We start from the raw sequence: 14,492 nt of genomic DNA, 5'->3' as shown, positions 1-14,492 counted from the left end.
GCTGCATCCTGCTCAGCGGACGAGCTCGAACCGGGTCACATACCGTCGCCGTCCCAGCGCCCGCGAGAGCGGGAGCGGACCGGCAGTGACGACAGGATGGGTGCCGGGATCTCCTCGCCCGGACGGATTGCGCGGCTGAAGCCCCAGTTGTAGGCGCCTTCGTCGGTGCGCTCGTGCGGGTGCTCGAGTGACGCCGGCGAGGCCCCCCAGTCGAGGTGGGGGTGCTCGTGACCGTGCTCGTGACCGTGGTCGTGGTCGTGGTCGTGCTCCTGGCCGTGACCGCCCTGGAGGTTGGCCGCGTCGAGGGCCTTGGCGATGGCGATGATGCTCGGGTCCACGCGCTGCGCGTGCGGCACGTAGGCGGAGTCGGTGTCGCCGAGGCTGTGCGAGTGCCGGACCGACGCCTGCAGGGCCTCCAGGTCGGCCTCGCTGCGCGAGGACGGGCCGCTGGCGCGGTCGTGCGTGGACTGCGACCAGCGCATCCGGCCGCCACCGGGGCCGTAGTTGACCGCGTCGGCGCCCCAGCGGACCCATTCGTTCTCGGAGTACCAGTTGTGCAGCTCGCCGTCCGAGCGCAGCAGCCACGTGGTGCCGCCCTTGTCCGCGACGAAGTGGCCGTGCTTGATGCGGGCGGGCCGGAAGAAGTAGGTGCCGAGGTCCAGGTCACCGAAGTTGTAGGTCATCCGGCCCTGGGTGGTGTAGGCCTCCTCGTAGCAGGGGTGGTGGGCGACGCGGTGGTCGCTCCAGCCCTCCTGGGCGTGGACCAGCCTGGTGTAGAAGCCGGTCACCGGGTCCACGTGCAGGTACTTGATGAACAGGCCGGGCATGGGCCCGGCGTTGGGCACCGCGTCCCACTGCATCGCCGCGGTGTCCAGGACGGTGACGTCCTCGCGGGCGTCGCTCCAGCGCGGTGCCTGGATCGACTCCACCCGGTCGAAGCCGGCGTCGCCGTACTCACGGTAGTGCAGGATCTGGGTGCCCTCGGTGAAGGTGATGGCGTCGGTCGGAACGCCCTTCGGCGCGTAGACGTACGCACCGGGACCGAACGTCTTGCCGCCGTACGTCATCGAGCCCTTGAGCACGTGGTACTCAGTGTTGGCGTGGTGGATGCCGGGAGAGCGTCCCCAGTCGGTGTGGAAGTCGACGCGCAGCGATGACGAGCCGTCCTCCTCGTCCACGGAGAGCCGGCGCTCGCTGGCGCGGCCCTCGCCGCCGACCAGTTCGGCGACGTGCCAGATGTAGTCGTCCTCGTGGATGAGTTCCACATGTGGTCGCACGATGTTCCCTTCAGTCGACCGAGTTGAGCTTGCGGTGCGTGGCCCCTGCCGGCCACGCACCGCTCGGCGTTTTCAGCGGGAGATGCTGGCGCCGGCCAGGGTGTTCAGCCAGAGCAGCTTGGACGGGGCGTAGTTGGTCAGGGCCTTCGAGTAGCCCTCGTTGTACGTGGAGACGACGACCTGGATGTTGCCCTGGGTCTGGACGTCGTACTCCTGAACGGCCTTCCAGGCCGCGGCCTGCTGATCGGCCGGCACGCTGATGGCGGCGTCGAGCAGCTGGTCCATTTTCGGGTCGCTGAACTTGGCCAGGTTGTTCGCCGAGTTCGAGTAGAGGCCGCCGTACGCGTAGTCCGGGGCGAAGCCGCTCGAGGTGGCGGTCGGGCTACGCCACATGATGAAGTCGTACTCGCCCGACACGAGCCGCGGGTAGAACGCGGCGACCTCGGCGACCTCGATACGGACCTCGATGCCGACCGCCTTGAGGTTGGCCTGGATGATGGTGGCCGCGCTGATCAGCTCGGGCACGTTGGTGACGATGAACTCGAGCGGGCGCGACGGGGCACCGCCCGCGGCCGCCAGGTGGCTCTTGGCCTTCTCCGCGTTCGCGGTGCTGCCGAAGTAGAGCCCGAGCTGCTCGTCGTGGTAGGGCGTGCCGTAGGTCAGGTAGGTACTGTTGGGCCGGCCCTGACCGGCGTAGACCTGATTCACGATCTGCTGGCGGTCGATCGCCCAGGCCACCGCGAGCCGGAAGTCGGCGTTGGCGGTCGGCCGGTTCGCGGCCAGCGACGGGTAGAGGAACAGCCGGGAGACGTTGCCGGTGACGGCGACGGCGTTCTGGCCGCCGTTCGAGACCAGCTTCATCTGGCTGGCCGGCAGCTCGGGGACGATGTCGGTCTGCCCGTTGACGAGGCGAGCGATGCGGGAGGCGTTCTCCGGCACCAGGTTCAGCGTCACCGTCTTGATGCTCGGCTTGGCGCCGAAGTACTTGTCGTTCGCCTCCAGCACCAGGTTCTCGCCCTTGGCGAACGACTTCAGCTTGTAGGGCCCGGTCCCGTTGCTCTTGGTGGTGTACGTCTGGTTGGGCACGTAAGGCGTCGCCGACGACAGGATCGGGATCATGGCGAGCCGGCTGTCGAGATAGGAGTAGGGGCTCTTCAGCTTGATCACGACCGTGTAGTCGCCTTGCGCCTCGACGGTGTCGACCAGCCGCAGGCCGGAGCGCCATTGGCTCGCGTTCTTCGCCTCCCGGACCACGTCGTAGGTGAAGACCACGTCTTTGGCCGTGAACGGCGCTCCGTCGTGGAACGTCACCCCTTCACGGAGCTTGATGGTGTACGTCAGCCGGTCGGCGCTGACCTCGGGCATGGCGGCAGCGAGGTCGGGGACCAGCGTCTGGTCCTCCTTGTAGCTCAGCAGGCCGCTGTACGTCAGCCGGTAGACCCGTTGCGTCTCCGGCGTGTTGCGCGCCATCGGGTCCAGGGTGTCCGGTTCGTTGGTGACGTCGACGCGCAGCGACGTGGTGTCGCCGCCACCGGCCGACTCGGTCGAGGTACATGCGGCGGCCGAGACCGCCAGGCACAGGACGGCCAGTGCCGTGCCGAAACGGCGTACCGCCGAGCGTGACGGCGCGGCGGCACCCCCGGCGAACCCTCCAGGTCTCATACGACTCCGATCTAGGCACCCGTGTTCCACATGTTCCGTCAGAAGGAACGCTGTTCCTGGTGAGATAACGTACGTGCGGGGTGTGCGTCGGTCAAGGCGGCTGGTGTGTGGGAGCCGGTCCGTCACCGTCACCCGAGTTCGTGTCTTGACCTCGGTATCGGCTTCCCGTACGTTCGACGAAACGCCGTTCCGTTTTCCGGAACAATCGGCCGTTGCTGCGCGGGAGAAGCATTGAAAGCTAGAGCCGGTGGGCGCAGGACCTCGCGGGCGGTCGGGCGATGCTGAGGCTGCTCGTCTCGCGCGCGCTCTTCGCAGTGCCCGTGTTGATCCTCGTCTCGATGGTGGCATTCACGCTGTTGCGGCTGGCGCCGGGCGATCCGGCGCTGCTCCAGGCGGGCGCTGACGCGCCGCCGGAGGCGATCGAGGCGATGCGCCAGAAGATGCACCTCGACCAGTCGATACCTGTCCAGTACCTGGCCTGGGCCGCGAGCGCGGTGCGCGGCGACCTCGGCAACGCCTACGGCTCCGGGCAGCCCGTCCTCGACCTGATCGCCCATCGGCTGCCCGTGACGGTGCAGCTGAGCCTCGTCGCGTTGCTCCTCATCATCGTCATCGGTGTCCCGCTGGGAATCTGGTCGGCGCTGCGCCAGGACAAGCCGGCCGACCAGTTCGTCCGGGTCGGCTCGCTCGTGGGCATCTCCGTGCCGAACGTCGTGATCGCGATCTTCCTGGTGCTGATCTTCGGTTGGTGGGTGCCGGGCGTTCTGCCGTACCAGGGTTTCGTCCGCTTCACCGACAGCCCGCTGGAGAGCCTGCAGCACAGCGTGTTGCCCGCCTTCGCCCTGGCCGCGCCGCAGATCGGCCTCGTCGCGCGGCTGACCCGATCGAGCATGCTCGAGATCCTGGGACAGGACTACATCTCGGCCGCCCGGGCCATGGGCGTCCGGGAGCGGGTCGTCGTCTGGAAGGACGCGTTGCGCAACGCGCTGCTGCCGGTGGTGACGGTCCTCGGTGTGATCACCGGGTTCCTGCTCGGCGGCTCGGTCGTGGTCGAGTCGGTCTTCGGCATCCCCGGGGTGGGCCGGTTGCTCATCGAGTCGTTCGGCTCGCGGGACTACCCGGTCACGATCGGCGTGATGATGTTCATCGCGGTGGTCTTCGTCGTCGTCAACATCGTCGTCGACCTCCTCTACGGCGTGATCAATCCGCGCATCAAGCTCGGTTACGAATCCAGGAAGGCATGATGGCCGCGGCCCGTGAGTCCTCGTTCCTCCGGCGCCTGCTCCGCAAGAAGCTCGGTCTCGTCGGCGTGTGCGGGGTGGCCTTCTTCGTGCTGCTCGCGCTGGTGGGTCCGTGGCTCGCTCCGTACGACCCGGCCGCGACGAGCGTGGACGCGCTCAGCCCGCCGGACTGGTCACACCTGATGGGCACCGACGCGTTCGGCCGCGACACGTTCAGCCGGTTCCTGTACGGATCCCGGGTGTCGCTGTTCGTGGGCATCGCCTCGGTGGCGATCGGGCTCTGCCTCGGCACGCTGGTCGGCATGCTCGCCGGCTGGGCGGCCGGACGGCCCTGGGACGGCCTCCTCATGCGGCTGATGGACGTCGTCCTCGCCTTTCCGCTGCTCGTCCTGGTGCCCGTCATCACCGGTATCGTCGGCGCCCGGGGGCTGCGGATCGGCCCGATCGACCTGGGGCCGGTGGCCCTGGTCGCCGTGGCCATCGGGATCGTGCTGATCCCGCTGTTCGCCCGGATCGCCCGCGCCAGCGTCCTCGCCGAGGTGCGCGAGGACTACGTCGTCGCGGCGCGCTCGTTCGGGGCGCGGCGGCGCGACATCCTGCTCGTCAACCTGCTGCCCAACATCTCCGCGCCGTTGATCGTGCAAGCCGCCTTCTCGTTCGCGATCTCGATCACCGTGGAGGCGGCGGTGTCCTATCTCGGTCTCGGCGTCCAGCCGCCGGAATCGAGCTGGGGAACGATGCTGGCCGACGGCAGGCAGTACATCATCCTCGGAGCGTGGTGGCTGGTGACGTTCCCCTCGCTCGGGATCGCACTCGCGGTGCTGACCTCGAACCTGCTCGGTGACGTCCTGCGCGACGAGATGGATCCGAGGGCCCGCACGAAGCTGAGCCAGGAGGCAGGCACGTGAGCACCGCTGAGTGGACCGGACCGACGGTGCTCGATGTCAGCAGGCTGCGTACGGTGTACCCGGCGAGCGGTGAGCCGCTCCATGCGGTGCGTGACGTTTCCTTGCAGATCCGTGCCGGTGAGATCGTGGGCCTGGTCGGGGAGAGCGGCTCGGGCAAGAGCACCGTGCTGAAGTCGGTGCTCGGGCTGATCCGGCCCCCGGGAAGGGTCAGCGCCGAGCGGCTCGCGCTCGACGGGCGTGAGCTCGCCGAGATGTCCGCGGCGGAGCTGCGCCGCATCCGTGGCGGCCAGATCTCGATGATCTTCCAGGATCCGATCAACTCGTTCAATCCGGCCTGGAGCATCGGGGACCAGTTCAAGCGGGTGTTGCGGCTGCACCGGCCGGACCTGTCGCCGCGGCAGCACGAGGACGAGATCCTCAGGCTGCTCCGGGCGGTCGGCATCGACGGCCGCGGCAAGCTGTCCGCGTATCCGTTCCAGTTCAGCCAGGGCCAGCTGCAGCGCATCATGATCGCGGTGGCCTGCGCGAGCCGGGACCTCAAGGTGCTGCTCGCCGACGAGCCGACCACCAGCCTCGACGTGACCATCGAGGCGCAGGTGCTGGAACTGTTGCGGGAGCTTCGCCGGCAGCGCGGGCTCGCGCTCGTCCTGGTGACCCACGACCTCTCGGTGGTCGCGGAGCTCTGCGACCGCGTCATGGTGATGTACGCGGGCCAGATCGTCGAGGAGGCGAGTGTGGACGGCCTGTTCGCCACGCCGCAGCACCCCTATACCCAGCAGCTGTTGCGCTCCATTCCGGCGTTTCCGCACGACGGCAAGCGGCTCTACACGATGCGCGGCGGCGTGCCGAAGCTCACCGGTGAGCCGGTCGGCTGCCCCTTCGCGCCGAGATGCGACAGCCACCTCGGCCGGGTCTGCGACGACTCGCCGCCACGACTGCTGCCGGTCGCCGACGGAGGTCGGCAGGTCGCCTGCCACCGGCACCCGGCGCAGTCCACGGAGGAGGCGATCTCCCGATGACCGACATCTCGACGCCGGCCACGCCGGTGATGGCCGTCGAGGATCTGCGGATGCATTTTCCGGTCGGGGCGGGCTGGTGGCCGGGGCGCAGGCGACCCGTCGTGCACGCCGTCGACGGGGTGAGCCTGAGCATCCGGCCGGGCGAGACGCTCGGGCTCATCGGCGAGAGCGGATCGGGCAAGAGCACGCTCGGCCGCACGCTGCTGCGGCTGTACTCGCCGACCTCGGGACGCATCTCCTTCGGCGGCCGGGACATCACCCATCTCCAGGGCGAGGAGATGCGCCGCCTGCGCCGGAAGATGCAGATGGTGTTCCAGAACCCGTACTCCGCGGTGAACCGCCGGCGCACTCTGCTCCAGATCATCGTCGAGCCGATGACGGTGCACGCCGTCGGCACGGTACAGAGCCGGCGGGAGCGCGGGCTGGAACTGCTCGACATGGTCGGTCTCTCCGGGGATTTCGCCGCCCGCTATCCCCACGAGGTCAGTGGCGGCCAACTGCAGCGGGTCGGGATCGCCCGGGCGCTGAGCACCGGCGCCGATTTCCTCGTCGCCGACGAGCCGACGGCGAGTCTCGACGTGAGCGTGCGGGCCCAGGTGATGAACCTGCTCGCGGACCTCAAGCAGCAGCTCGGCCTGACGCTGCTCTTCATCAGCCACGATTTGTCCGTCGTGTCCTACCTGTCGGATCGCGTCGCCGTGATGTACCTCGGCCGGGTGGTGGAGATCGGCAGCAAGTACAGCGTCGAGCGCACTCCGCGGCACCCGTACACGAAGGCGCTGCTCGACGCGGTACCCCGGCCGGACCCGCGCGCACGACGTGCGCACATCCTGCCGCTCGGTGAGATTCCCAGCGCCGTCAACCCACCCAGCGGTTGCCACTACCACGGCCGTTGCCCGCTCGCGATGCCGATCTGCCGCGCCGAGTACCCGGCACTGGAGCGCAAGGCGGACGACCAATGGGTCGCCTGCCATGCGGTGCCGGCGGCCACGGGTGCCAAGTAGGCCGGCAGTCGCAGGTGCTGCTCGATCGCGGCGGCGCCGCGATCGGCCCGAATGTCACCGGTACGTCATCTGCGCGCCACCGGCAGGTCACCGAAGTGTCGCCAACACGTCACTCGCGACCGCCGGTGCGGTGTGCGGCCCCGTTTGCCGGGGGGAGTCGGCGCGTTGTGCGGCAGGACCGGCGGCAGCCCCTCGCCGGTCCGGTGCGGACGGCCGGATCCCTCTGACGTCGCAACGTATTCCGGCCTCGCGATTGCCCTCGCTGTCGAACGAAACGATGTACCGTGTTGGGGAACACGGGCGAAGTACTGGTCACGGCCGTTCGGGCCGGGGCTGCTTGCTCGGGTGTGTCGACATGGCGATGTGTGCCGTACCATCCCCGGTGATTTTGTCTGCGTCGTATGCGGAGGAGTCGCGGTGGTGAGGCGTGCCATGAACACCGCGCCGGGCGGAGCGCCCGCGCGGCAGTTGCCGGCAGTGGTGCCGGCGCCCCGGCCTGACGTGGACGGGGTCGACCGCCCCGGCCAGACGGTCGCGACGGTGGAGCGGGCCATGGACGTCCTCATCCACTTCAGCCGGGTGTCGACGCCGGACCTGGGCGTCACCGAGATCGCGACCGCCCTCTCGCTGTCCAAGGCGGCGGTGCACCGCATCCTGACCTCGTTGCGCACGCGCAACCTGGTCGACTTCGACGCCCAGACCCGGCGATACCGGTTGGGGCCGCTGGCCCTGACCCTCGGGCTGACCTACCTGTCGCACATCGACGTCCGGGCGTTGGCTCGTCCGGAGTTGGTCGCGTTGTCGGCCGCGACGAACGAGACCGCGACGTTGTCGATCCGCATCGGCGACGGACGCGTCTACATCGACCAGGTGGTGCCCTCGCGTGAGATCGCCATGTCGGTGGAGGTCGGCGTGCCGTATCCGCTCCATGCGGGCGCCTCCTCGAAAGCGCTGCTCGCCTTCCTGCCCCGCGAGGAGACCGACCGGGTGCTTGCCGGAGGGCTGCCCCGGATCACCGACAAGACGATCACCAGCGTCACCACGTTGCGCCGCGACCTGGCCAGAGTGCGGACGCGAGGGTATGCGATCTCCACGGGGGAGCGGCAGTCCGGGGCGGCGTCGGTCGCGGCGCCGATCCTCGACGGCATGGGTCACGTGGTCGCGGTGGTCAGCGTGTCGGGCCCGGCCGGGCGGATCGAGGCCGACAAGGTGGCGCCCGCGCTGCTCGCCGCCATCGAGCGGATATCCGCCCAGCTCGAACACTGACCGTTCGTCGTTGCAGCGGGCTGCCGGGTGCCTCTACAGTTGGTGGAACGATGTTTCACTGCGCGGCCCACACGGCGCCGAGGCGGTGAGGACCTCGAGGCCGAGCGGGTCGCGCCGCATCGCATGCGTCAAGGCCCGGGTGGTGCGGCGGCCGGTTGGACCGGGTCGGGACGATCGGCATTCGGCAGCCGTGGTGGGGCTTCCGTTGATCGATAGCGTGCGAAGGTCCGCGCGAGTGAAGGTGCACTCGTGCGCCATGATCTATTGTCGTCGATTTAGGGGGCACGATGGTGAAACGGGGCTCGAACCCAACGGCACTCAAGGACGCGACCGTGAACGACGACGAAGATCTTGAGCGGGCCGGGCTCGGGCAGACGATCGCCACGGTGGAGCGCGCGGCCGATGTGCTCGTCGTCTTCGCGCAGTCCCAGGAGCCGACGCTCGGGGTGACCCAGATCGCCAACTCGCTGTCGCTGTCCAAGCCCGCCGTCCATCGGATCCTCGCGTCGCTGCGAAGCCGGGACCTGATCGAGTTCGACAGCCGGACCCGCAGGTACCGCCTGGGTCCGATGTCGCTCAGCATCGGCCTGTCCTATCTGTCGCGCGTGGACGTCCGGTACATGGCGCAGGACGAGCTCGCCCAGCTGTCCGCGGTCACGAGCGAGACGGCCACGCTCTCGATCCGCAACGGCTACCACCGGTACTACATCGACCAGGTGCGGCCGCATCGAGAGATCGTCATGTCGGTGCAGATCGGTGTGCCCTACCCGCTGCACGCGGGCAGCTCCTCGAAGGTCTTTCTCGCCTTCCTGCCCGGCGAGGAGGCCGAGCGATATCTGGCGGGTCGACTCGACAAGGTCACCAAGCAGACGATCACCAGTGTGGCCACGCTGCGCCGGGACATGGCCAAGATCCGAGAACGCGGATACGCGGCCTCGATCGGCGAGCGCCAGTCCGACGCCGCGTCGGTGGCCGCTCCGGTCTTCGACCACGAGGGCAAGGTGGCGGCGGTGCTGAGCGTCTGCGGGCCGGCCGATCGGTTCGAGGCCGAGGCGAGCGACGTGCTCCCCGCGCTGCTCGCCGCGGCCGCTCGCGTCTCCGCCCGCATGGGTTACCTGCCCCGGCGACAGGGCGGGTCCCCAGCGGGTGAAGGTGCCTGACGTCAGCCGGCATACCGGCACGTGACGGCGTGCGGCGAGACCGCAGGGGATGCATGACCGGGCAGCGCCAGCGTGCGCGGCGGCGGCCGGCACGAGTCACCCGGCGTGGTGGCGTCGTGGAATGCGACGGACCGCGACCATCATCCACGCACAGCATGGCAACAGCGACTCAGGACGCCAGGCTGGCTCGCGACGTCTCCTGAATTCTTCGCGCGGCCGAGATGAACAGGCGCGCGGCGACGGCCACGAGGTCAGCCGCAGCTTCCTCGGCCCCGCGTTCGTCGCCGGCCGCGACGAGGTTCACCAGGGCGAGGTGGCGGCGTACGGACTCCGTCGAGAAGCTCGCGAGGTGTTGCAGATCCGGCACGCAGAGGCAGGCGTGCACCGTGCCGCCGAGCTGGGCCAGCATCTCGTTCTCCCCGCCGGTGAACAGCAGCACGTGGAAGCGCGTGTCGGCGACGACCATCGACGGACGGTCGTGCTCCTCGATCGCCAGTTCGAGGCCGCGCACCGCGGCCCGGAGATCCTCGACGACGTCGGGCCGGGGATGGCGGGCGTTCAGGCGCGCGCCGAGCGGCTCCAGGCGCTGGCGAAGCTCGAGCGCGTCCTTCATCTGCGCGAACCGCCGTGGACCGGCCGCCCGCCACTGGATGACCTGCTCGTCGAGGAGCGACCACCGCTCGACCGGAGTCACGTAGGTCCCCAGCCGGGGACGCGCCTGGACCAGCCCCTTCGCGGCGAGGGTGCGCAGCCCTTCGCGTACCAGCAGGCGCGAGACCTGGAATTCGTTGGCGACGGCCACCAGATCGATGGCCCCGGTGAGCCGGCCGGAGCCGATCCGGGCGCCGAGCTGCTGGACGACCAGGGCGTGCATGTTCTCGTGCTGCTTGCGCATGCGCCACGCCCTTCATCGTCCCGGGCCAATCGTCTGACTAATGTCCGGCCCCTTCCCTGACGTTCGGGAACCGGCGACGATGGGTCCCATCGTAGTTGGAACGCCGTTTCAAAGCGGCACGTTCGCGCGATGCTACACCCGTTCCGGCGCCCGGTCCTCACGGCGCGGGATCCGTGGTGCGACGCGGTACGAGCAATGAAGGCAGACGACATGAGATTCGGCGTGAACGCCCTTCCGCAGACAACCGTGTGGGACGACTACCGCGAGCTGTGCCTGCGGACCGAGGCGCTCGGATACTCCAGCTTCTGGACCTACGACCACCTGGTGTCCCGGACGTCGAGTGGTCCGGGACCCACCCTCGAGTGCCTGACCAGCCTGGCGGCGCTGGCTCCCCTGACCAGCCGGATCACCCTGGGCAGCCTGGTGTTGGCCAGCGAGTTCCGGCACCCGAGCCTGGTCGCCAAGGCGGCATCCACCCTTGCCCTGGTCACCGGCGGACGCTTCGCGCTCGGGATCAGCGCCGGGTCGAACCCGCTGGAGCACGCGATGTTCGGCATCCCGTACCCGGCTGCGGGGGAACGGGTCGGTCGGTTCGCGAGCTCGGCATCGATCATCCGCTCGCTGCTGCACGGCGGGACCGTGTCGCTGCGCGACGGGATCTTCGAACTGGACAACGCCCGCCTCATTCCGGGCACCCCGCCACCGAAGATCGCGATCGGCGCCCGCGGGCCCCGGATGCTGCGGCTGGTCCGGGACCTCGCGGACATCCACGTCTCCGCCGCCACCCCCGGCGAGCTGCGCATCCTCAACCGCGACCTGGACGCGCTCTGCGAACGCGGCGGTCGTCCGCCGGCGTCCATCGAGCGCGCGGTGATCGTGTACGAGGCGTGTGGCCGGACGGCCGCGGCGACGGCGGTCAAACGCGCCGCGCTCGAGACCTTGTTCGGGCGGCCCTTCGCCGATCTGGAGAACCGCGTCCTGTGCGGCGGCAAGGACCAGCTCGCCCAACGCCTCGGCGAGTACCGCGAGGCGGGGGCGGACCACCTGTTCGTCTCGGCGGTCCCGCCGTACGACCACGACTTCCTCGAGTACTTCGTCACCGACGTGGCCGCCACGGCGACCTCACCGTGATCTCGCCGCGAAAGGAAACCCCGTGATGTCTGTTGATCCGAGCGACACCCGTGGGTACTTCAAGGGATTTCTCAAGACCCGCGCGTCGCTGGACCCGGTGGACGCGACCGTGTGGTTCACCGGCACCATCTACAGCTACGGCAGGCCGGAAGGAGCGCGGCGCCTCTTCTCGTTCGACGGCGTGAACGTCGCTCGGGTTGAGCAGTGGGCGAACGGCTATCGGATGCTCTCCCGGGAGGCGGGCGTCTACCGGAGCCCGGAGTCGGGCGAGATCCTGCGGCGGTGGACGAACCCCTTCACCGGGGCCGAGCTCGACGTGATCCATCTCTGGAACGATCCGGTCAACAGCACCTACGACTTCGACCGGCCCCCGGTACGGTTCGGCGCGAAGGTGTACGAGACCGAGGACAACGTGGCCTTCGCCTTCGACGCGCTCATCGACTACCCGTCCCCGCTGCCCGTCGCGGACTACCCGAAGAACTCGGGCGACGACACGTACCGCGCCGCCGAACTGCTGCAGTTCATCAGTCCCCGGGCCGAGCTCGAAGATGCGTCCCGCAGCTCCAGCTCGTGCGTCGTCTCGTGGACGCGCCTGTCGCAGTGGCTGCCCTGGATGGAGATGGGCGCCGAGGGCGGCGGTCTGCTCTACCACTGTCACGGAGTGAAGCTGCCGGAGGGTGCGGCCGGGCTCCCCGCCGACTTCCGGGAGTTCCTGGAGGCCAACGGTCCCCGGTACCTCCGCGCGCCGGAGGGCTGGGAGGAGCCGAACGAGACCAGCTGGACGTACTTCAAGCACCTTCGGCACGGCTAAGGCCTGTTTCGACACGTCGAGCAGGAGCTCGAGTCGTTCGCAGCGGTGGCCACGCCGGCCCGGCCGGTGGTCTGTCCAATGAGGACGAAGTTGCCGAGCGGGTGGTGGATCGGGCGCGCGGCCCCGAAAGATCAGATACATGAAGCCTCTTCCATCCCTGGATGGGGCCTGCCTATCATCGACGGCATGCGGAACGCCATTTCGCCAGATGGAACACTCCGCGCAGTGCCGGGACGAGGATGTGCTCCATATGCGTAGATTCATGATCCAGCGCGTCTCGGGAATACTCGTCGTCCTGGTGCTCGTCCTGAGCCTGGCTTTCCTGATGCTGCAGGCCACCCCGGGCGGTCCCGAACTCGCCTACCTGGGCGTGAACCCGACGCCGGAGAAGCGCGCCGCGGTGCTGAGCCAGCTCGGGCTCGACGAGCCGCTGTGGTCGCAGTACCTGCACTTCGTCGGGAACGCGCTCACGCTCGACCTCGGCGTCTCCCTCACCACGCAGCGGCCCGTCTCCGAGCTTCTGTGGCAGCACGTGCCGGTGACCCTGGAGCTGGGCCTCGCGTCCTTCCTGACCTGGACGATCATCGGGCTGGCCTCCGGCTTCATCGCCGCGGCCCGCCGGGGCGGCCTGGTCGACGGCGCGGTCCGGGTCGTGACGGTGACGGGCCTGTCGATCCCGAGCTTCTGGCTCGGCACGGTGTGCGTCGTGGTGTTCGGCCTGTACGTGCGCGGCATCCTGCCGAGCTCCGGCTGGGTGTCGTTCGGCGAGGACCCGCTCGGCAACCTCAGGTCGCTGGTCCTGCCGGCGTTCACGCTCGGCATGGGGTCCGCGGCGATCGTCGCCCGAACCCTCCGCGCCTCGCTGATCGAGCAGCTCGACTCCGACCACGTCACGTTCGGCCGCGCCATGGGACTCAGCGATCGTCACCTGCTCAGCCGGGTCGCCCTGCGGAACTCCGTCATTCCCACCGTGACCGTGGTCGGCCTGATGCTCGGGCTGTTCATCAGCGGCACGGTGCTCATCGAGAACGTCTTCAACGTGCCGGGACTCGGGCAGCTGATCGTCAAGTCGTTCGCGTCCCACGACTACCCGGTCGCGATCGCCTGCACGCTCTTCACTGCGCTCGTGTTCCTGGTGTCCAACCTCGTGGTCGACCTCCTCTACTACGCCATCAACCCCCGGATCCGGGTGCAGTACGCGTCCATGGGGAGGGGATCGCGGTGAACGTCGTGATGCCGCGCCGGGTGCGGGCCTGGTGGAGGACCCGCACTCCCGTCATCGAAGGGCCGCTGGCCTGGATCGGGGCGGGTCTGGTGCTGCTCTTCCTGGCGGTGGCGCTCGTGGGACCCCTCGTCACCGGGGATCCGGCGGCGCGCAGCGGCCTGCCGCTGGAGCCTCCCTCGGGCGCCCACCCGCTCGGCACGGACCACCTGGGCCGCGACCTGTTCACCCGGGTCGCGTCCGGCGCCGCGCTCTCCATCTGGGTGGGCCTCTCCAGCGTCGGCATCGGGCTGCTCCTCGCCGTGCCGGCCGGCATCTTCGCCGGGCTGCACGGCGCGAGCTGGATCGACGAGGCCGTGATGCGGGTCATGGACGCCCTGCAGGCGCTGCCGTTCTTCGTCTTCGCGCTCTTCGTGATGGGGCTGCTCGGCACCGGTGCGTCGGATGTCGGGCCGCTGACGCTGTCACCCGCGACCAAGGTCGTCTTCTTGCTGGCGATCTCGTTCCTGCCGTACTTCGCCCGGGTCGCCCGATCCGCGACGCTGGTCGAGGCGCAGCAGGACTACGTCGACGGGCTGCGCGTCGTCGGCGTACCCCGGTGGCGCATCGTCTTCGTCGAACTGCTGCCGAACGTGCTTCCCCCGGTCCTCGTCCAGGGATTCCTCTGGATCGGCATCGCGATCTTCGCCGAAGCCGCGCTGTCCTTCCTCGGGATGGGGATCCAACCACCGGCCGCGAGCCTCGGCTCGATCATCGGCGAGGGAACGAGCTACATGCTCTACGGCGCCTGGTGGTACCCGGTGATCCCGGGCGTCGCGCTTCTCGTCGCGACGCTGGGCCTCAATCTCGTCGGCGACTCGATCTCACGCGCTCTCGGGCGCCGCTGACCATCAGCG

The 14,492-nt window shown here is 69.2% G+C and carries 13 protein-coding genes; 10 read left to right on the top strand and 3 right to left on the bottom strand.

Annotated features, from left to right (window positions below):
- Positions 1–35: 35 nt before the first annotated feature.
- Together IEZ31_RS26955 and IEZ31_RS26950 are read right to left on the bottom strand one after the other, a co-directional pair.
- Positions 36–1,277: a DUF4437 domain-containing protein gene (locus tag IEZ31_RS26955; protein WP_229835875.1), complete on the bottom strand. Its 1,242-nt coding sequence runs from the start codon at positions 1,275–1,277 to the stop codon at positions 36–38.
- Positions 1,278–1,349: 72 nt separating this feature from the next.
- The gene (locus IEZ31_RS26950; RefSeq protein ID WP_190252777.1) at positions 1,350–2,939 is read right to left on the bottom strand and encodes an ABC transporter substrate-binding protein; all 1,590 of its coding nucleotides are present in this window, start codon (positions 2,937–2,939) and stop codon (positions 1,350–1,352) included.
- Positions 2,940–3,217: 278 nt separating this feature from the next.
- Between IEZ31_RS26950 and IEZ31_RS26945 the strand changes: the two genes are divergently transcribed.
- From IEZ31_RS26945 to IEZ31_RS26920, 6 genes are all read left to right on the top strand, one after another.
- Positions 3,218–4,183: an ABC transporter permease gene (locus IEZ31_RS26945; protein ID WP_190252776.1), complete on the top strand. Its 966-nt coding sequence runs from the start codon at positions 3,218–3,220 to the stop codon at positions 4,181–4,183.
- Positions 4,183–5,088 (top strand): ABC transporter permease, encoded by a 906-nt coding sequence (locus IEZ31_RS26940; RefSeq protein ID WP_190252775.1) that lies wholly within the window; start codon positions 4,183–4,185, stop codon positions 5,086–5,088. The genes IEZ31_RS26945 and IEZ31_RS26940 overlap by 1 nt, the downstream gene beginning before the upstream one ends.
- Positions 5,085–6,107, top strand: a complete 1,023-nt coding sequence (locus IEZ31_RS26935) for an ABC transporter ATP-binding protein (RefSeq protein WP_190252774.1) — start codon at positions 5,085–5,087, stop codon at positions 6,105–6,107. The genes IEZ31_RS26940 and IEZ31_RS26935 overlap by 4 nt, the downstream gene beginning before the upstream one ends.
- Positions 6,104–7,111, top strand: a complete 1,008-nt coding sequence (locus IEZ31_RS26930; protein ID WP_190252858.1) for an ABC transporter ATP-binding protein — start codon at positions 6,104–6,106, stop codon at positions 7,109–7,111. The genes IEZ31_RS26935 and IEZ31_RS26930 overlap by 4 nt, the downstream gene beginning before the upstream one ends.
- Before the next feature lie 417 nt (positions 7,112–7,528).
- Positions 7,529–8,377, top strand: a complete 849-nt coding sequence (locus IEZ31_RS26925; RefSeq protein ID WP_229835874.1) for an IclR family transcriptional regulator — start codon at positions 7,529–7,531, stop codon at positions 8,375–8,377.
- Between the two features lie 332 nt (positions 8,378–8,709).
- Positions 8,710–9,537, top strand: coding sequence for an IclR family transcriptional regulator (locus IEZ31_RS26920; protein ID WP_229835873.1), 828 nt, complete (start codon positions 8,710–8,712; stop codon positions 9,535–9,537).
- A gap of 169 nt (positions 9,538–9,706) precedes the next feature.
- Here IEZ31_RS26920 and IEZ31_RS26915 read toward each other — a convergent pair whose 3' ends face one another.
- Positions 9,707–10,432 carry a FadR/GntR family transcriptional regulator gene (locus IEZ31_RS26915; RefSeq protein WP_190252772.1) on the bottom strand — a complete coding sequence of 242 codons (726 nt, stop codon included), beginning with the start codon at positions 10,430–10,432 and terminating at the stop codon, positions 9,707–9,709.
- Positions 10,433–10,642: 210 nt separating this feature from the next.
- On the opposite strand from IEZ31_RS26915, the gene IEZ31_RS26910 reads away from it, so the two are divergent.
- The 4 genes from IEZ31_RS26910 (at position 10,643) to IEZ31_RS26895 (ending at position 14,483) form a co-directional block, all read left to right on the top strand.
- Entirely contained in the window at positions 10,643–11,563 is a 921-nt protein-coding gene (locus tag IEZ31_RS26910) for an LLM class flavin-dependent oxidoreductase (RefSeq protein WP_190252771.1), read from the top strand.
- Between the two features lie 25 nt (positions 11,564–11,588).
- Positions 11,589–12,374 (top strand): DUF1838 family protein, encoded by a 786-nt coding sequence (locus tag IEZ31_RS26905; protein WP_190252770.1) that lies wholly within the window; start codon positions 11,589–11,591, stop codon positions 12,372–12,374.
- A gap of 250 nt (positions 12,375–12,624) precedes the next feature.
- Complete coding sequence (locus tag IEZ31_RS26900; RefSeq protein WP_190252769.1) at positions 12,625–13,599, top strand: ABC transporter permease; 975 nt, start codon at positions 12,625–12,627, stop codon at positions 13,597–13,599.
- Entirely contained in the window at positions 13,596–14,483 is an 888-nt protein-coding gene (locus IEZ31_RS26895; protein WP_190252768.1) for an ABC transporter permease, read from the top strand. The genes IEZ31_RS26900 and IEZ31_RS26895 overlap by 4 nt, the downstream gene beginning before the upstream one ends.
- The last annotated feature ends 9 nt before the right edge of the window (positions 14,484–14,492 follow it).

It is taken from the genome of Dactylosporangium sucinum (assembly GCF_014647515.1).
Taxonomy (GTDB): Bacteria; Actinomycetota; Actinomycetes; order Mycobacteriales; family Micromonosporaceae; genus Dactylosporangium; species Dactylosporangium sucinum.
The sequence above is the reverse complement of the archived record's forward strand: the minus strand, read 5'-3'. Positions and strand labels throughout refer to the sequence as shown.